The organism is Peribacillus sp. NPDC096447, from assembly GCF_044762725.1.
GTDB lineage: Bacteria > Bacillota > Bacilli > Bacillales > DSM-1321 > Peribacillus.
Genome location: NZ_JBIWEV010000005.1, coordinates 226313 through 245691, shown reverse-complemented (window position 1 = coordinate 245691; position 19379 = coordinate 226313). Strand labels below are relative to the sequence as shown.

The following is a 19379-nucleotide window of genomic DNA, read 5'->3' as shown; positions in this document are numbered from 1 at the left end:
CATTACTTATATTGAGATCATTTCATTATGAACCTCTTTCCAACAGGTTAAAGACATAAAAACTCCACCCGAAGCTTTTAAAGTCTCATTAAATATATTCAATTATTACCGATATATAAAACATGGTTAATATATAACACGGGGAAGGAATAAACAAAGATGAATAAACTCAGTACGAAAATAGGTTTTGTTCTTTTAACAGGCATGATCATTACATTAATTGGAAGTTTACTATTGATGTATAAAAGTACAAATGATACGGTTGAGAAAACAATCGCTATGAGCAGCTTAGACATCGCAAGCAACATCGCTCAAGGAATAAATCCAACATCTTATGCTGATTTTTTAATTAATCAATCCGAAACCTCTACATATTGGGAGATACGCGAACAGTTAGACGATTATAAACAAAAAACTGGAGCATTATATGTATATACATTGGGGATTAACGAAAGTAGCGAAAAAGTACATATTCTTATAGATGGAATGGGGAAGGAAGATAAAAAAGCATCTCCCATTTTAACCCCTACAACCGTAACTTCATATCAGGATGTAGAAAGCGTCATGAGGGGAAAGGTTTCTACCACTTCCATCGTTCATGATCCTGAATATGGTGACTATTTATCCGTTTTTGTTCCCATAAAGAAAGGAGACAAGGTCATTGGAATACTAGGAGTGGATATTGATGCCAGTAAAGTCGATGCTACGACCGGCAAGGTACTGGGTGGCATCCTTCCCCTGATGATAATAATCAATGTAATCCTAATGGCAATCGTTGTGGGTGCATTAATATGGTTCTTGACTAGAAAGTTAAGCCCCCTTCTCAAGGTCAGCATGGCTGCAAAGGAAATCTCAAATGGAAATTTATTTTCAGCCAATAAACTGATTAGCAACACAAGGGTTAAGGGAAACGACGAAATCAAGGTTTTAGTGAAATCCTTTGAAGAAATGATCACCAATACAACTATGATCGTCAACTCCATGAAAAGCTCGTCATTCCAGCTATTGGAATCATCAAATGATATCGAACACAAAATCAAAGAAATGGATACTTCCACACAATATATCGTTAAAGGCATTCAGCAAGTTGCAGGAGCTGCGGAAGTACAATTGCACAGAAGTGAAGAATCCTCGAGGGTCATCGAGGAAATGACCATAGGGATACAAAAAATTGCCGAAGCTTCTTCAGAAGTCAGCGAACAGACAAATCATGTTTCAGCTAGAATGTCCATTGGAAATAAAGATATAAATGAACTCTCAAATCAAATTCTGCAAGTAAAAGATGTTATGCTGCAAACAAGTTCAGAAATAAAGAAATTGGACGAACAAGCAAATGAGATTGTGAATATTGTACATTTAATTACGGGTATTGCCGAGCAAACAAACCTGCTGTCATTAAATGCGGCAATTGAAGCTGCTAGAGCCGGTGAACAGGGTAAAGGTTTTGCGGTGGTATCGAACGAGGTACGGAAATTGGCAGTAGGCACGAAGGAATCTGCGATCAATATACAAGAGTCCCTACTTCATTTTAAATCCATCATAAATGAATCAGTGAAAATGATGGAAACTGGAACTAAAGAGGTAGAGGAAGGGACAAAATTTGTCCTGAATACAAGAGAAACATTTAAACAGACCATAAAATCTTTTGAGCATGTTAGTGATCAGATTCAAGAAATATCCGCCATTACAGAGCAAATGGCAGCAAGTTCTCAAGAAATCAATGCTTCGATAGAAGATTTTGCAGGGTTAACAAGGGAAACGGCAGTGGCTTCAAAGCAAGTGGCACAATCAACCGATCAACAAGCGAAATCCATGGAGGACATCTCCTTCTCAACCTCTTCGATGGCAAAGCTCGCTAATGACCTGGAAACATCTGTTGAACAGTTTAACGCGTAATAAGCTTGAACTACATTCTATTACTATATCAAGAAAGGGATTTTGCTATTAATGCAAAATCCCTTTTTTATTTACTTTGTTGATTTTAGTTTCAAATCACCATCATAAGGTATATGTTCAACTGTTATCGTTATATCTTTGCCCTCTTTATCTTTACCGATTCGTTTATAAGTGAATTTATTTTCATTGAGCTCCGTAAGTTCAAGAACTGCACCATACTTATTTTCCCCTTGTGAAACATGGGCTCTAATCTTATTTCCATGAACAACATCGTAATAGCCGTAATCACCACGGCTTTCACCGGTTTTAGCATCAAAAAATTCATACTTATTTGTTTTATCATCATATTTTGCCAGACCTAAATAATTCGAGTTATAGCTTGAAACATCATTTCCCTTTTCATCCAATGCCACTGTACCTTTCCATGTGGTGCTTGATAAAATTTTGTCTCCATCAACGTCTGTAACTACATCTCCTGTGTAAGTTTCCAAATTTTTGTCTGGATCAGTAAAGGAAAGTTCTGTTTCAGTATAAGGAATATGATCGACAAACACTTCTACGTCGTTACCATTTGCATCTTTGCCCATTCTTTTATAAGTAAACATATCCTTATTCAGTTCTGTTATTTCAACAACGGCTTGGTAACCCATTGATTCTGAAATTAATACTCGAATCTTGCCATTCGTGATAAAGAAAGTTCCTTTATCACCTCGACTTTTTTTAGTATTTTTATCAAAAAATTCATATCTCGATGCTTCATCGTCATATTTAGCTAGACCAATGAAACTTGCATTCTCCTTTGTTAAGTCATTATTATTTTTATCATAAACTTTTGTTCCTTGCCAATTCGTGCTAGTAAGAATTTTATTCATTTCCTCTCCGGCGGTTAACTTATTTTCTTGTTTCCTTTGATTTGCAGTTTGTTCCTGCTTCTGAGCATTTTTATTGTCTTGTGCGTTTGTGTTACATCCTGTTATGGCCAATGTTAACCCAAGTAGTATAGCTGATGAAATTTTTGCTTTTTTATTCATTTTTTCGTCTCCTCATCATATTGTGGTTTTTTTGTAGTGCAATTGACATTACAAATTGAAAGTATAGCGATCTGGTTATTTTGCTCCTGCCGTAAGTAAAATTTGTTCGATTTCCTTAAACCCTTTCTCGCGGGCATGTTGTAAAGGTGTCATACTACTATTATCGGGGATGTTGACATCTGCCCCATGATCTATTAGCAATTGCACTGTTTGCTGCTGGTTCCCGTCACCATCATTTAAAATGATAGCTTCTAGTAAAGCGGTCCAACCGAGATCATTCACATGATTCACATCAATATCAGTTTTTGTAAGAAGCTCTTTAATAACCTCTACATAACCATGTTCAGAAGCAGGGATTAAAGCCGTTCCTCCATAACGGTTGGTTATAGTGGGGTCTGCACCCGCTTCAATCGCAAGTTTAAGTATTTCTACATAACCTTCAGCACCGGCATACAAGAAGGGGCTATTTTTCATGTCATCCTGCATGTTGACGTCTGCACCCGCTTCAATAAGGATTTTTGCCGTCTCTACATCATTGTTATAAGTCGCAATCATAGTGGCGGTTCGCCCTTCTGAGTCCTGTGTATTTATATCTGCACCTTGCTCAATCAAGCTTCTTATTCTTTCCGTTTCTTTACGTTCTACAGCTTGAATCAATTGTTCATTCATTCCCTTTCCTGTCTCCTTTTCTTGTTTATTTAGCTCTACTTCATTATCCAAGACACAGCCTTGAAGGATGAAAAGGCTTCCGATGACAATCGTTAGCCGTCTCCACATGAAACACACCATCCTTTCCCTGTTTGTACTTCATAGACGCAAAAGGATTTCCCGTCATTCTTATGTAGCAAATTGACATGTTCTTTAGGGTCCATGATGATTTTTTTCTCCCTTTTATTTTTAGCTGCTTACTTATTCCGTCTTCATAATGTTAATGCTTAACCTTAAACTCCCTCTAAACAATTTCTTAAAAAATGATTAACTTATTAATAAATTTTCTTAATGTTTATAAAAAAAAACCGCCACCTTCGTGACGGGTCCTTAACATGCTATTTAAACATTAAAGCGATACCCCGCTCCCCAAACGGTTTCCAAAAATTTAGGATGTGCAGGATTTCTTTCAATTTTTTCACGTAGCTTCCTGATATGGACGGTGACAGTCGAAACATCTGCAGCCGATTCCAATCCCCAAATATTTTCATAAAGCTGCTCTTTACTTAGTACTTGATTCGGGTGCATGACAAAAAACACTAAAGTATCGAATTCCTTTGTTGTAAACGGGACCACTTCTCCGTTTATGTGAACTCTGCGTGCTGACTTATCTATTGAAATTCCATGAACATAGATTGAATTAGATTTGGGGTGACTTCCTGATAAACGTTCATACCGCGCTATATGCGCTTTCACCCTTGCAACTAGTTCACCTGGACTAAATGGCTTTGTAATATAATCATCTGCCCCTAGACCAAGCCCCCGAATTTTATCGATATCTTCCTTTTTGGCGGATACAAGCAAAATCGGGATATTCTTGACAGCACGTATTTGTTTACATATCTCAAACCCATTCAACCCTGGAAGCATGATATCCAAAATGATTAAATGATAATTTCCTTGAAGGGCCTGTTGGAGACCTGCATCACCAGTATGTTGAATATCGACACTAAAATCATTAATTTCCAAATAGTCCCTTTGCAATTCAGCAATACTGACTTCGTCTTCAATAAGTAATATCTTTTTCACATTTCCTCACCTTTCTTTATGGAAAAAAAGACGCTTGTACCTTTTCCTATCTCGCTAGTAGCCCAAATATCTCCACCATGTTCGCCGATAATTTTTTTTGCAATCGCAAGTCCTAAACCACTTCCACCTGTCCGAGAATTTCTAGATTCCTCAGCCCGATAAAAGCGGTTAAATATATAAGGCAAAGCAGAAGATTCTATTCCATAGCCATTATCTGTTACTTGTACAACAACATCATATAGTCCTTCATGCAGAGAAATGGAAATGTGTTTTTCATCTTTATTCATATACTTTACACAATTGCTGATCAGGTTGGCCAATACACGTTTCAGTTTCTCTCTATCCGCCGTCACGTATATTGGCTTATTCACCTGATGAAGTTCAATCTGGATCCCTAGTTGAAGTAAATCCAGTTGAAGTTCATCTACGTAGTCTTTTAAATACTTATCTAATCTGACCGTTTCAAAAGTGAATGGTTCTTTTTTCAAATCCAACTTGGAAAATAAAAATAATTCATCTATCAATGAATCCATATCTCTTGCTTTTAGGTATACAGTCGATAAATACTTGTCCATTTTCTGTGGGGTGTTTGCTACTCCGTCTTTAATCCCCTCAACATATCCCATAATCGAAGTGATCGGTGTCTTCAAATCATGAGAAATATTGGAGAGAAGCTCTTTGCGATTTTCCTCATACTGAAGCTGAATGTTTACGGACTCTTTTAATTTTTTTCTCATTTCCTCAAACGCTCTATTCAATTGTCCGATTTCATCATTTGAAGTCGCTTTAATTTCAAAGTTTAAATCTCCTGATTTTATCCGCTCTGTGCCTTCTTTAAGAATTGAGATCGGTTTGATGATGCTACGTGAAACTAAATAATTTAAAAGTCCAATAATCATTACAAACAGTAATAACAATAAAGTGAACAAAATGGGAAAGAGCTCTCGAGTCAGCTCGGCATATGAACTTGCCTTTCTCAATACAAAAATACTTCCTTCACTTTTATCCGAAAAATAATAATCAAACTTCACATAAGTGAAAAAAGAGTCTTTCATTTTGATTGTGTCCCGCGTATTGATGTTCGTTTCTTCGAACTTAGGAAGTGATTGTATCAAGCCTAGCTTATCTAGTGTTTGGGACGCATACTCAATGTTTTTGCCTTTTCTAACGACAATCTTAATATCTCCATGTTCAATCTTCTTCAGCTGTTCTTCGTTTAGAAGCTGCTCAGGGTTATTTTTTGCCAAAAGCTTCAAATCGAGAAACACACTTTCCTCGACTGCAGTCAAAGGTTTTTGGAGATAAGATTTTTTGTATAAATGCTCTATCGCTTTTACATCACCTGTTATCGCAAAAATAAGTAAAAATCCAGCTGCTAAAAACAAAGTGATGGAAATAAGAATTACGCCAACGTAGGACAACAGAAACCTCATTTTAATTGACAAATATTTTCACCCCGTATCGATCTCTCGTTTATTCTTTTATAGAAAAGTTGTTTATCTGCTGTTCTTGCATAAAAAAATGTTTCCCACACTACCTTTTCTTAGTATTAAAAAAAACATATCACACAAATCTTAAAATTTTCTAAAATACACAGAAAAAATCCTATTCTATTGTAGATCTATATTTTTTTATTTGAAAAACTGGAATCTGAAAACCGCTCCTTTTCCGCCGACTGTCTGCGAAACCTCCTAGACGCAAGCATCCAGCAGGGTCCAGCTAGCGAGTTATTAGGCAGGGGTGTCGAATATTTCTTCAATCTTTTGAGGTTTTTAAAACAATAAGAACCATGAAGAGCGAGTGTATCTATTTAAGAAACGTTCCAACTTGATTTCAGAAATCCGCTCCCTTTCCGCCGACTGTCTGCCAAGCCTCCTCGACGCAAGCGTCTGTGGGGTCTCGGCTTAGCTTGTTTTTTGTTAAAATATTTTTTAAACCTACCTTTTATAATAATGATATTATTCATAAATTATCCAAGAATTATATAAAGCTGCACTTCAGTATTTATAATTAATTACTATCCATTCAATTTGATGTTTTATCTTCACAAAGATACGAAATTAATTAGGCGAAACCTTTATCAAGTACACGGAAAAGACCATTAAGGTTTATTAGTTTACTATTTGTCCAGAGTTTGTGAGACATAGAGAAAAAGCGAACTTCCCCTTAAGGAAAGTCCGCTTTTTACAAATTTCAAGAAAAGTTCACCTGTTCTTCTCATTAATTTGGTGAAACGATCATTTGGTCATCCAATCTAATATCGTCAATCGACCAAAACCAATTATTTTTAGCATTATGCATTCTCCATTGTAATTTCATAGAGGCAGCATCTTCAGGAACCTTAATCGATTTAACTTCATACTTATTCAAAACATGTCCATTTTTATTATCCGAAGCAGCTTTATTGTCATAAACAAGGACTTGTTGTTTTTCCCCATTATCAAAGACAGCAGTTACTTCAGCTGTTTGCGTTCCTTCTTGTTTATAGTGGGATGCAAATCCTAGGTATAGATCTTTTGCACCATCAACTTTTACAGAAGGTGAAGTTAAAGTACTATCAAAAAACCCTTTTGCTGCTGGTGAACCGTTATCATCCCATTCATCAGGATCCGCTACTGCTATAACTCCTTGACCAAGTTCAAATTTGTTACGCTCCTGGTCTTCTGCTTTTGTCCAAAAGTCCTTTGTTGTGAAGCTCCAACCTTGCCACTCTTCTGTACCAGCTGGCATATTCGAGCTATTTGTAACCGACCAGCCATTAGGAGCTGTATGGCTCCACCCGAGAATGGAACTTGGAATGTTTTCATTCACTGCTGGTTTTAATGCAGACTCTAATTGGTCAAAACTTTCTCCAAGCATCATGTTGACGAATACATTTATATTCTTGGAGCCATTTATTTGGCCTCCTCCGTAAGCAGTAATCTTGAATTGTGAAGAACCCGAAACCTCCTTGCTAGGTGTAGCTTTTATTGGCAACATTTTTTCTTCAGTTCCTGATAGCTCAAACTCAAGTTCATTGTGCTCCACACTCCAACCTTCAGGTGCATCAACTTTAATTTTCCCTTTCACACTTTCCCTTCCATAATTTTTCATCTTCACTTGGAGTGCAGTCGATTCACCTTCCGTTACTAAAGAAGGAGAAGCTTGTACCGAGACCATTTCCAGGGCTTTTGTCTGACCATCAGCCAGTAACACCCTTTTACTGCTATTGTTAAATGAATCTAGTGCTTGTACCTTAATTTCATAATCAGTACCTGGCTTAAGTCCAGCAACAGGGAACTCTAAATTCTTTGGCACAGGATCATAATAGAATTCAGAAAATGCGGTGAAATCTGCGTCCAGCTCCCCTGTTTCCTTGTTTTTGGCTGTAATGTGATAAGAATGTACGAGTACGTTATCTTTTGCCTGTGGAAATGTTACATTTAAACTTCTTAGTGTCGATTTTTCTTCTGCAATCGAAGCCTTGTCTTTAACTGCAAAAACCGGTGGTAACTGATCTCGATCGTCTGTATATTTAAATTTATTTTTTTTAGAAGGATTCTTTATTACCCATGGTTTTCCTGTCCAATCGTCTTTATGAAAGTCACGTTTTTTAATGACAACTTCATTATTATAAACTTCTACAATCATTCCTTGACTAATAACCCGATATCCTTCTGGATGGAACCCTTGAAGTTTGCCTGGCTCCAATTCCAAATAACTTACAGAAGAAGTGCCAACTGACGTAAAGTCTTTTTGATGAATCGTTCTAGGGTCTTCGAGTGGATAATGAGAATGGCCTGAAAATGTGATAACCTGTGGATGTTTCTTTAAAGTATCATATAAAAGTTCTTTATTTTCCTGAGTTCCCCACAAGTCACTTCCATACACAGTGTCTTTAATGTGTTGATGAAGAAAAACAAAGATTGGTTGGTCCGGATTCTCTTTTTCTGCTGCAGCTAACTTTTCACCTAGCCAGTTAATTTGATTAACAGAATATAAACCATGCGTATTACCATTTTCTGGACTTAACGTAATGAAATCATATCCATTTACTTTTTTATGATAGTAAAGAGAATCCATTCCTGTTTTCTCGAGAAAACGATCTTGTGCCTTTTCAACGGAAAGTCCATTCCAATAATCATGGTTCCCCATTGTAAACATAGATTGGATATCACCTTGTTTCTTCTCATTATAAATGGAGAAGAACTTATCATATTCAGTAGCGTATCCATAGTCCGTTAAATCCCCAACGACAACAAAAGCATCCTGTCTAGGCGCAGCTTTATTTAATTGATCCATGGCTGTTCTGAACTTGTTCATATCAGCTGTTGATCCATCATCAATATGTACATCACTGATTACTGGAAAAACGAGCTCTGGTTTACGTTTATTATCTGAATTTGAAGATTCCGAGAATGCTTGTACACTTGATAAAGAAGTTGTTAATCCTACCGTTACAACTGTCAGCATTGCTGCAAATTTATTTTTCCCTTTCAAAATCAATACCTCCTATTTATCGTTTAGCTAATTATGTATTTTTTTAACAGATCGACAAATATCCTCCTTGTTTATCAATTTTTATGGTGTTTACCAATTAAAATAGTAACTTTACATTATTAATAAAATATAAGACCAATGTAATTTATATATTAATAAAGCCAAAAAAAGGACTAAGGCCAGTATTCGTTCCATTCACTTTTGTCTCGTTTTTGGTATTGATTTGACTTTTCTTAATGGGAATGGGGTACTATCCCTTAACTAGGTAGTTACCCGTAAAATGGTAATATTTATACAGATGGTAAATGATTCCATAGTACATAGAAATACCAATTTTCATATGGTAAAGTCTAGAAGAAGGAAAGGAGAGAGGTTATTATAAAAAAATTATTAAATATTGTGATGGTAATAACTCTTGTCTTTGGACTGTTTTTTGCGATTGCACCGATGAATAAAGCATTTGCCTTGTCCTACGATTATACAAACCCTTATTCAACAGGTTGTGCTTCTAAAAGCCCAATCACCTATGAAACAGAATATATCTATAAAAACGGTGTGAAAATTGGATATGTGCAGCTAAAAGGAAGTGCGTATTGTCATACGGCGTGGGGTTACTTAAAGTTTTATTCGTCTGCTCCTTATGATTATTATGCAAATGTTTGGGTGGACAGTTTTAATGGCACGACTAAGAGAGCATTTACAAGTTGTGCTAGTTCCGGTGGAAACGGATGGATAATGAAAGGTCAGACGTCCTGTTATACTGCACAATTATGGAATTTAGATCCGTATAATGCTTTGGCCAAAGCAGGTATTTATTCTTCAAGTGGGGCTCTAATTATTTCTGCGAACACCGGTCGTTATTAAGTTATTAATGCAAACTTCCTGTTAAAGACTTTCTCGGTGTAATGCCATTGTTGCCATCTTTCCCATTTTGCCTACTATGAAAAGTCCATTTCGCAGTTCAATGCGTGATCAATTTTTTTTGTTAACAACCCCATGAATCTTAATGGCTTTTTTCATTTCATCTCATGAATTTGGAACGAGATACGTATGCTGTTTATACATATCCCGTTCCAATCCTGAATCAATGGAGTTCTACTTACAATTGAAGCGATCGTTTTCTTGCTTCCCACGTCACGGATTTTCATATTTTGCTGTCCTCCCCACCTTGATCATTATTCTAAGTATTCATAAGTTAAATACCAATTCCTTCTATAAGTTAAATCTATTGTAAAAACTGACTATAAAAGGTTGAAACTTTTGAAATTAAATAATACTAAAAAAGATGAATCCAGCCCTATACCGTATCCATTTCCTTTGATTATCCATGTATTCAAAAAAATATTTCTAAATTGGCCTTGCAATAGAAAGGATTCCTTGTTATATTACAGTCAATTAAATATTTTCTTACTTCATACTTTTGAAGTGAGGATAGAGGAGCAAAGACCATTAGTACACATTTTGAGGAGAATGAGATCCTATGACTATTGTGGAAAGGGGAATTTGCCGAAGCGGAAAGAATCTCATGTTCTTGAAGCTGGTTCTGCTATTGAATAAATACAGGACTGTCATATAGGAAACTATATGGAGGGCTATCTTACGCGCTGAAACGATTTTTTTGATAAATATTGTTTCTACTGCAGCAGCGAACCCTCGTTGTTGCTTTTTTGCGTTTACTCCTGAATGGCCCTAACCACCTCTGAATTTTTTAAAAAATATTATACAAAAGGGTGTGTAGTTATGAATTTTGGCCAAGTTTTAACCGCAATGGTTACCCCGTTTAATCATAATAATGAGGTTGATTTTAACGCTACGAGAACTTTAGTAAACTATTTAATTGCTAATGGTTCTGATGGATTAGTTGTAGCTGGTACAACTGGAGAGTCTCCTACATTAACAACAGAAGAGAAACTAGATTTATTCAAAATTGTTGTTGAAGTTGTTGATGGAAGAGTTCCAGTCATAGCTGGAACTGGCTCAAATAACACGAAAGCTTCTATCAACTTAACTAAGCAAGCAGAGGCAGCAGGAGTCGACGGAATAATGCTCGTTACCCCATACTATAACAAGCCGTCTCAAGAAGGATTATTTCAGCACTTTAAGGCTATTGCCCAATCAACATCTTTACCGGTAATGCTCTATAATATTCCAGGACGAAGTGTTGTAAACATGTCAGTAGAGACGATTGTTAACCTCTCAAAAATTAACAATATTGTGGCAGTAAAAGAGGCAAGTGGTGACTTAGATGCCATGGCACAAATCATTAGCAAAACAACTGGTGATTTCACATTGTACAGCGGCGATGATGGGTTAACATTACCGGTTCTAGCCATCGGTGGAACAGGCATTGTTTCGGTATCTTCACATATAATTGGAAATGAAATGCAAGAAATGATAAATAGCTTTAAAAATGGCGATGTCCATGGTGCTGCTTCTACACATCGTAACCTTCTTCCAATTATGAAAGCATTATTTGCGGCACCAAGCCCAACACCGGTAAAATCAGCATTAAATATGCGAGGGTTAAATGTTGGAGGTGTCCGCTTACCACTGGTCCCTTTAAACAATGAAGAAAAATTAGCACTACAAATAGCTCTACAACCTAGTAACGAAGAAGCTGTTTTGTTAAATAAATAAAGATAATGATTCATTCAGCTATACTTTAATACCGATTTTCTAATTAAAGACCATAATAAACGGGATAAAATTTTAAAAAGCAGTGCAACTCATAAAGAGTGCACTGCTTTTTAATCGATGCACGGCTCAGTGCTTAAACTAGTTGAGCAATATAATGATTTTATAAGATTAAGGGCAAAAAGCAGAATTTCCATTTTCAAGAAAAAAAACACATGGTGTTTACAGTAGGAATAATAAATTTCAAATTTCTATAGCAATGATTTTATCGGGATAGATCATAAGCTTGTATTTTTAGTGATGTTGATATGTAATTATTGAAAGACAGAGTGTACCTTCTCAATTTTCTTGAAGTGATAAGAAAAATCTTAAATGACTGGTTCATTAGGATCCAATCTATAATAGCTTTGACGTCCACATTAAATATTTAAAATGAGAGAAGGATATTTTCATGAATGAAATATAATCGCATTTAAAGTTCTACTTAGAAATGGATTTATATTTACTAATATAACTTGATAATGAATAAATAGCCTACGTCTCTCTTTAGAAATGGCTATTTTTTTTGACAAAATTTTTTATCCAAACCCTTTTATTTCATGGTCTGAAGTTGATGTTCTTCATTTTGATCCTTGCTGAAGACTTGTATGTTTCCAAATTTAAGGACTTCATTTTTTTATTCCTTCTTCTACCTTTTCTCTCTCACTTGTCTATCAAAAAGCGTTCGTAAAAGTGTACTTTTACGAACGGGACTTTTCTTCCCATATAGGTAAAACAGTTGAATATTTAATTTCTCTGAGAGCTAGGCTAGTTTGAATTTTTGTAATGCCTAGTTTATTTAACTTTCTAATAAATATTTCTAAATCCTTCCGATCTTTGTTAGCCACTTTTAGAAGATAATCATACTCACCTGTTAAACAATGACACTCTAATACTTCTGACATAGAAGCTAATGCCTTTTCCAAAACTTCCAGTTCTTCAGCTTGATGTATATTCGTACTAATAAAAATGAAACATAATAAATCAAAACCTAGCTTCTCCTGGTTTAAAATTGCTACTTGTGCATTAATAAATCCTTCATTTTCCAAACGTTTTATCCTTGAATGTATAGCTGGTGGAGATAACTTGACACGCTTTGCAAGCTCAGTATTACTTAACTGTGCATCCTTTTGCAGTAAATCTAAAATTTGAATATCAACATTATCTAGAACCTTGCTTACGATAGATTCCACTTATAGTCACTCCTTTTACAAATGTTCCAAAAACGGTATCATCTAATAGCCAAAACTTAATTTAATTCTGTATATCAGCCATATTTTTTAATATTATTTTAAGTTTCTTCTATTATACAAAATAACATATCAACTAACGAACTAAAATGTTAAAATTATTAGTAATTAATTATGAAAATTGAAATGTCATTGTGCACAATGGCTTCGATCTTTTTTCACTTAAACTGTGAAAGATGAAAAGGAGCAAAATGAAATGCAATATTATTATTTTTCGTTATTACTTTTAACAAGTTTGTTATGGGGTGGAAACTTTGTCGTTGGAAAGTCGCTTGTCGAACATGCTTCTCCGATGACGTTGACGACTTTAAGGTGGATTATTGCTATTAGTTGTCTTTTGCCATTTGTATGGTGGAAAGAAAGAAAGATATTTCCCCCTCGTAGTGCAATCCTTCCATTATTTTTGATGGGGATTACAGGTGTGTTTCTATTTAATCTATTACAATTTATAGCGTTAGAGAAAACTTCCGCCACTAATGTTGGGTTAATATCAACATTAAACATGATTTCAATTGCTATTTTTTCATTTTTCTTTTTAAAAGAAAGAATTAATATTCTACAAATGTTTTCTATGTTTTTTTCGCTTATTGGCGTAATACTTGTACTTTCAAAAGGAAATATTGATCTATTCCTTTCATTACGATTTAATACAGGTGATTTATATATGATGGCTGCTGTATGCGTTTGGGGAATATATTCCGTTTGTAGCAAATGGGCAATGATAACAACAACACCCATGATGTCTACATTATATTCTGGTATATTTGGACTTATAGTTCTTCTTCCGTTTAATTTTTCTACTTTTACAGTGTCTAATATAAATACTTCTTTCATACAATCTATTTTATATACAGGCGTTATCTCAACTGTAGCATGTATGGTACTTTGGAACATTGGTGTACAAAAATTAGGTACAACAACATCAGGTATTTTCTTGAATTTCAATCCTATTTTTACTGCAATTTTAGCCTTTCTATTATTAGGTGAAAAAATGACGTGGGTACAAGGAATTGGTAGTGGTATTGTGATTATAGGTTGTTATTTGTTCTCGTATTTTAAAGCAAAGGTGATTTTCAAAAAGAATTCTAGACAATCGCAGATTCAAGCATGATTTTTTTTCAAAGTCTAAAAACATAATATCTCTCGTGATTAATTTTCTATATATACAAAAAAGGCCTGATCCAAGGTGGATACAGGCTCATTTGTTCAAAAACTTTCCGGATAAGGAATTAATAAAAAAGTGCTAATTTTAACATCTTACATGCTTGCGTTTAAAACCAAGCTTTCCTTTATCGACTTCTTTTTGAATACTTTCGTAAGCATTTAGAAAGCTGCTTTTTTTCTTGTCCCGTTTGACTTCTACTATTCCTATTGCCTTTGCGGTCTCGACTGCCTTTTCATGGAGTGGCAAATATGAAATCCCCACGGTGTATAGAAAATTATTCATAGCGGATTTCGTTCGTTCTGGCGAATCGTGAATCGTATTTTTCACAAGGTCAAGCATATTGGAAATCTTGCTTTCTGAAAATTCAACGTCTAGTCGATTCCCTAAAAGCCAACAGTAGCAACTCCAGCCCGCTGACATTCTCAGCATGGCCCTCCTATTTGCAAAAACGGGTCCATTGTCGTAAAAGCGGGGGATAATAGGTTCGTGAAATAGGCATATTCAAAATGGAGCTGCTCCTGAATAAGCTTTAATTCTGCTTGGACTTCTTCATTTAAGGCATATTCCAGCTGACCAATCACCAGTAATCGCTGGGCTTTATCCCGGACAAGAACAGGCTCTTCCGGCAGATTAATATGTAACGCAGAAACCCCCGATTCTTTCACCGTAACATTTTGGTCCTTTTGCGAAATATACTTGCTCAATTCAACTAAAAAGTGCGGCGAATTCACCAGAGTATATTGTTCGCTTATATTATTTACTTCCTGGGAAGGTTCTTTTTTATGAAGACCTCTATATTCGGCAGGTGTTAGATTGTACATTTCCTTAAAAGCCTTGTTAAAAGCTTTCACATTTGGAAAACCATTATTTAACGAGACTTTCATGATGGTATGATCGGTATATAACAGCTCATGAACAGCTGATTTCAAACGGATTTGTTTTACATATTGTGAAAAGCTGACACCAACAGCCTGCTTGAAATAACGGGACAAATAGTATAGGGATAAAATATTGCCGTTTGGCAATCTCTTCAAAAGACATTTGTTTACGATAATTTTTTTCAATAAAAGTAAGGATGTCCCTAATTCTTTCATCCTTCATTTCAATAAATCGATTCTGCCCGAGATGTGTGGTTTTGAAATTTCGGATAAGGAGTGTAACTAACTTGTAAATCAGACTGTTGATTTCAAGTTCACTTCCATCCTGCTCTTGGTAATGTGCGATCAAAATTTCAGCCAAGAGTTGACGGATCTGATCAATTAGAAGATATAGCCCATTATCCTCTTTGGATGAATGGCAGTCGAAATAACACACATGAATATCCTGATAAAGCTGCTCGATGGAATTTAGGGAATTTGCAGCAATAGTACTACATTATCTTCATGCCCCTTAACGGTATGAACCTCATTAGCATTAATTTTTAGCAGGAGATCATTTTCCGCCAAATGCCTGGAATCTTGATTGACGATAACTTCAACTTCTCCCCGAATTACGAAAAGAATTTCTATTCCTAAATGGATATGCTGTGAGTGATGGCGAATATTTTGCAAACTGATTTGATAAGAATCTCCTATTACTGGTTCAGACATGAACATTCACCTTTTTTACTGGGATTTTACCACTGCCCATCAAGCTTTAGCAAATCATTATCATACGCTATTTTATATGTAAATGTGATGGTAAGTAAGGTTTTTAATTCTATTAGTAAGGAAAAGCCGCAACTCCCCGCTTATTGAAGTAAAGCAGTTATCAAATTAGTGAGGGACTATAATACAGTCAGAAATTAAGCACCGGTTTAGTTAATATATTAATTTTTCAAAACCAGTGCTTTGGATATTGTCTTGTTTGAAATAAGTTATTATAAATCATCGATATAAAAACTAATAATAAGGTACCTAATACAATTGAAAACAGGAATCCCCAACCAGCTTGGGAATTAATAGAAACAAGGGCACTTGCCGCTGCGGGGGGGTGAACAGTCTTTGTACAAGTCATTATAATCAATACAATAGCCAATGTTAGACCGATAATGAGCAGGCTTTTACCAAAGATGCTCCAAATGATAAGAGCTGATGTAGTAGAGATAATATGTCCTCCAATAACATTACGTGGTTGAGACAAGAGACTTTTATGCGCACCAAAAACAATAACACAGCTCGCCCCAAGAGGAGCTAATGCCATAGGATATCCTAAATGGACAGCTATAAAACTAATAATGATAATAGCAATGAGACCACCTATAGCTGATACAAAGGAATCCATATAATCAATTCTGTCTTTTTCTCTAGCTTCGCCCTTCATTTTCTTTAAATATGCTGTTAAACCTATATTTTGTTGATTGCTCCAACTTTTTTCAAGACTCTTTTCGAATTCCATAAATTATGTTTTCCTCGCGTTTTCTAAGTAAGTCGACAAGTCGACAGGGTTTTTACATATTGTTATCTTACAGGAAAACAATGAATTTTAAAATATATATCTGAATTTTCATTTTTTGTTTTCCATAAAACAGGTAACAATTTCCCTTATGTCTGTGAGCATGGCGCTTAGGGTTCCTAGTACTTTGTTAATTCATTTAGGCTTTACCGTTATTAAAGAGTATAGATTAGTATCAAACGAAACATCATTTTGGTACATATAATCTCTCAATATCCCTTCTTTTTTGAAGCCTAAATTTGTCAGCAACTTATTGGATGCTTTATTTTCAATAAAAACAATTGCTCCAATACGCGTTAAGTCAAGCTCTTTAAAACCATAGGAAATCACCTTACGGACAGCTTCTGTTGCATAACCGCTGCCCCAATAATTTGGGAAAAGTGCATAGCTCAGTTCTGCTCTCTTATGTTCATGGAACCATTCTTGAAATCCAATCGTTCCAATAATGCCATCCTTTCCTTTCAATTCAATTCCCCATTTAATTCCGCGCTTTTCATCGAAATTCTTTGAAAAATTCCTAATGATTTGCTTCACCTGATCTGTATTTGTTAATGGAGGTTGCCCATAGTATCGTAATACATCTGGATTGGAAAAACATTTTAATAAATCTAATGCATCCCCTTCAGCCAATTCTCTTAACACCAACCGTTTTGTCTCTAATATTGGAAACATTTTCCACTCCCTTTGCTAAAACCAGTTCTGTTTCTTTCCAGAGGCACACCTCAATAACACCGTACGTACTACCTTGACATATATCAGACTTCCATTTTAAAAAAAGGTCAACCAGTATACACCGGCTAACCTTATAATTAACGCATCCCTTAGCTTTATAACAGCTTGATTACTTATCCTATTTCATTTATTAGGATTTGCCGTTATGTTCCATAGTTATGACGACATTTCCCTTCTTGTGTCCTTTCTCTACATATTTATGGGCTTGAACCATTTCTTCAAACGCAAAATATCTGTCAATGACCACTTCTAACTTCCCCGCTTCAACAAGTTCTTTGAGGAAGTTTAGAGCTTCGGGGGGTTCAGGTGAATTTTGACTCAATATCAGCTTCTTGCCGGTTGTCAATTTAGTCCATAGCATTCGAACACCGGGTAACGGCTTGGCGATATTTAGATAAGTTCCGTCCTTCTTCAGCGATTTCATACAAGCTAAAAACGGACTCTTGTTTACCGCTTCAAAAATAACATCGTAGGTCTCACCATTTTCCGGGCAGGAAGCCAAACAGAGAGGGGAACTGTAAAGCTTCGTGACCGAATATCCCCCATTGTTACCGTTGTCGCTTTTACTTTTACCAGTATTTCATTTTCCTTAGGAGAAGGTTTTTCTACCTCTTTCAGATGAAGAACGTCGGGGGGACCGTACTTGGTGTACGATTGCTTTCATTAATCCTCCTCCAATTCGTCATATTCACTTAATATCTACGAATCTTCAAAAACTGTACTTGAACTATACTGCTCCGCCAGTTTAAAATACTAAATCTAAACGCGTTTACAATAGCTTACTCGCCTTCATTTACCTTCATGCCTCTAATAAGAACTTCGGCCACTTCAGGACGTGTAAACTCAAGTGGCGGGACAAGGCCGTTCCGGAGCATTTCCCTGACTTTGGTCCCGCTTAATATAAACCTATCTTCATCTTTATGGGGACATGTTTTCAGGGAAGCCATATTCAAACATTTTTTGCAGTAAAAGCTATGTTCAAAGAAAAGAGGTTTTATGCCAATTTTCAGCGGATCAAACTGGCTAAAGATTTCTTGGGCATCATATGTGCCATAATAATTGCCTACACCCGCATGATCTCGGCCGACAATAAAATGCGTGCACCCATAATTCTTTCGGACAATTGCATGAAATACTGCTTCCCTGGGCCCTGCATAGCGCATTGCTGCTGGGTATATGGCAAGTAAAACCCTATCCATTGGATAGTAGCCTTTTAGTAAGGCTTGATAGCTTTCCATCCGAACATCCGCAGGTATATCATCTTTTTTCGTTTCACCGACAAGAGGATGCAATAATAGTCCATCAACGGTTTCCAATGCTGTTTTTTGCAAGTATTCATGTGCACGGTGTACTGGGTTCCTCGTTTGAAAACCGACAACAGTATTCCAACCTAAATCCGTGAACATCTTTCTCGTTTCGGAAGGGCTCATATGAAATTTCCCGAATGGCTCATGCGATGACCTATTTATTAAATAAATTGGTCCGGCAACATAGATATCCCCTTGTCCAAACAGCTTTTTAACCCCAGGGTGATTGGGATCGTCTGTTTTGTATACGAGTTTTGCTTCCTCCAGTTTATCGTATTCAAACGTTTCTTCCACCTGTATGATACCAGCAAGTTCCCCGTCATCACTGTATAAAGCGACCTCATCGCCGATGTTCAGCCGACTTGCCTCTTCCTTCGTGACAGGAAGAGTGATCGGTATCGTCCATGGCAAGCCATTTGCCAGATGCATATCTTTGATGACACTTCGGTAATCCTCTTTTCCCATGAATCCTACAAGCGGGCTGAACGCTCCGTTTGAAATCATTTCCAGATCGGAAACATTCCATTTCGAGAGGGTCAGGGACGATAAGGATTTACACTTTTCCAAGTATTCCACACGGTCATTTCCTGATAATTCACGTTGAATCAGTTTCCCGCCATGTGGATCGATACTGGTTCTTTGAACCTTCATTTATAACCCCTCAATCATTTGATTT

At 36.1% G+C, this 19379-nt stretch carries 16 protein-coding genes, 2 pseudogenes and 1 riboswitch; of the genes and pseudogenes, 4 read left to right on the top strand and 14 right to left on the bottom strand.

Translation table 11 applies throughout. The features are described 5' to 3' along the window. The first annotated feature begins 159 nt into the window (after window positions 1–159). Entirely contained in the window at window positions 160–1896 is a 1737-nt protein-coding gene (locus tag ACIQZD_RS18520; RefSeq protein ID WP_402905228.1) for a methyl-accepting chemotaxis protein, read from the top strand. 71 nt (window positions 1897–1967) lie between these two features. On the opposite strand, the gene ACIQZD_RS18515 is transcribed toward ACIQZD_RS18520, so the two are convergent. The 5 genes from ACIQZD_RS18515 to ACIQZD_RS18495 all read right to left on the bottom strand — a co-directional run bounded on the left by ACIQZD_RS18515 (window position 1968) and on the right by ACIQZD_RS18495 (window position 9143). Next, on the bottom strand, window positions 1968–2927 hold the full coding sequence (locus tag ACIQZD_RS18515) for a DUF4822 domain-containing protein (protein ID WP_402905226.1): 960 nt from the start codon (window positions 2925–2927) through the stop codon (window positions 1968–1970). A 75-nt stretch (window positions 2928–3002) separates the two neighbouring features. Next, window positions 3003–3704, bottom strand: coding sequence for an ankyrin repeat domain-containing protein (locus ACIQZD_RS18510; protein ID WP_402905224.1), 702 nt, complete (start codon window positions 3702–3704; stop codon window positions 3003–3005). Between the two features lie 273 nt (window positions 3705–3977). After that, on the bottom strand, window positions 3978–4664 hold the full coding sequence (locus tag ACIQZD_RS18505; RefSeq protein ID WP_402905222.1) for a response regulator transcription factor: 687 nt from the start codon (window positions 4662–4664) through the stop codon (window positions 3978–3980). Continuing rightward, on the bottom strand, window positions 4661–6109 hold the full coding sequence (locus tag ACIQZD_RS18500) for a sensor histidine kinase (RefSeq protein WP_402905220.1): 1449 nt from the start codon (window positions 6107–6109) through the stop codon (window positions 4661–4663). Before ACIQZD_RS18500 ends, ACIQZD_RS18505 begins: the two co-directional genes overlap by 4 nt. Before the next feature lie 775 nt (window positions 6110–6884). Next, window positions 6885–9143, bottom strand: coding sequence for a metallophosphoesterase (locus ACIQZD_RS18495; RefSeq protein WP_402905218.1), 2259 nt, complete (start codon window positions 9141–9143; stop codon window positions 6885–6887). Window positions 9144–9590: 447 nt separating this feature from the next. On the opposite strand from ACIQZD_RS18495, the gene ACIQZD_RS18490 reads away from it, so the two are divergent. Next, window positions 9591–10007: a DUF2690 domain-containing protein gene (locus ACIQZD_RS18490; RefSeq protein ID WP_402905216.1), complete on the top strand. Its 417-nt coding sequence runs from the start codon at window positions 9591–9593 to the stop codon at window positions 10005–10007. A 152-nt stretch (window positions 10008–10159) separates the two neighbouring features. On the opposite strand, the gene ACIQZD_RS18485 is transcribed toward ACIQZD_RS18490, so the two are convergent. Then, on the bottom strand, window positions 10160–10291 hold the full coding sequence (locus tag ACIQZD_RS18485) for a hypothetical protein (RefSeq protein WP_402905214.1): 132 nt from the start codon (window positions 10289–10291) through the stop codon (window positions 10160–10162). A 276-nt stretch (window positions 10292–10567) separates the two neighbouring features. After that, a riboswitch (Lysine riboswitch) is annotated at window positions 10568–10746 on the top strand. A 137-nt stretch (window positions 10747–10883) separates the two neighbouring features. On the opposite strand from ACIQZD_RS18485, the gene dapA reads away from it, so the two are divergent. After that, the gene (gene dapA, locus ACIQZD_RS18480; protein WP_402905212.1) at window positions 10884–11780 is read left to right on the top strand and encodes a 4-hydroxy-tetrahydrodipicolinate synthase; all 897 of its coding nucleotides are present in this window, start codon (window positions 10884–10886) and stop codon (window positions 11778–11780) included. 737 nt (window positions 11781–12517) lie between these two features. Here the strand turns inward: dapA and ACIQZD_RS18475 are convergent. Next, a complete protein-coding gene (locus tag ACIQZD_RS18475; protein WP_402905210.1) occupies window positions 12518–13009 on the bottom strand; it encodes an Lrp/AsnC family transcriptional regulator in 492 nt (163 codons plus the stop codon). 253 nt (window positions 13010–13262) lie between these two features. On the opposite strand from ACIQZD_RS18475, the gene ACIQZD_RS18470 reads away from it, so the two are divergent. Continuing rightward, window positions 13263–14177 (top strand): DMT family transporter, encoded by a 915-nt coding sequence (locus ACIQZD_RS18470; RefSeq protein WP_402905208.1) that lies wholly within the window; start codon window positions 13263–13265, stop codon window positions 14175–14177. Window positions 14178–14315: 138 nt separating this feature from the next. Here ACIQZD_RS18470 and ACIQZD_RS18465 read toward each other — a convergent pair. The 7 genes and pseudogenes from ACIQZD_RS18465 to sat form a co-directional block, all read right to left on the bottom strand. Next, window positions 14316–14657: pseudogene (locus ACIQZD_RS18465) on the bottom strand (DNA alkylation repair protein); the annotation flags it as partial. Further along, window positions 14654–15325, bottom strand: a complete 672-nt coding sequence (locus ACIQZD_RS18460) for a helix-turn-helix transcriptional regulator (protein WP_402905206.1) — start codon at window positions 15323–15325, stop codon at window positions 14654–14656. The pseudogene ACIQZD_RS18465 and the gene ACIQZD_RS18460, both read right to left, overlap by 4 nt. Before the next feature lie 252 nt (window positions 15326–15577). After that, complete coding sequence (locus ACIQZD_RS18455; protein WP_402905204.1) at window positions 15578–15820, bottom strand: cupin domain-containing protein; 243 nt, start codon at window positions 15818–15820, stop codon at window positions 15578–15580. A 226-nt stretch (window positions 15821–16046) separates the two neighbouring features. Further along, on the bottom strand, window positions 16047–16607 hold the full coding sequence (locus tag ACIQZD_RS18450; protein ID WP_402905202.1) for an HPP family protein: 561 nt from the start codon (window positions 16605–16607) through the stop codon (window positions 16047–16049). A 192-nt stretch (window positions 16608–16799) separates the two neighbouring features. Continuing rightward, complete coding sequence (locus ACIQZD_RS18445) at window positions 16800–17336, bottom strand: GNAT family N-acetyltransferase (RefSeq protein ID WP_402905200.1); 537 nt, start codon at window positions 17334–17336, stop codon at window positions 16800–16802. Window positions 17337–17526: 190 nt separating this feature from the next. Next, window positions 17527–18014 (bottom strand): annotated as a pseudogene (locus tag ACIQZD_RS18440) (zinc-binding dehydrogenase). Between the two features lie 161 nt (window positions 18015–18175). Beyond that, window positions 18176–19354, bottom strand: a complete 1179-nt coding sequence (sat, locus tag ACIQZD_RS18435; RefSeq protein WP_402905198.1) for a sulfate adenylyltransferase — start codon at window positions 19352–19354, stop codon at window positions 18176–18178. Window positions 19355–19379: the final 25 nt, after the last annotated feature.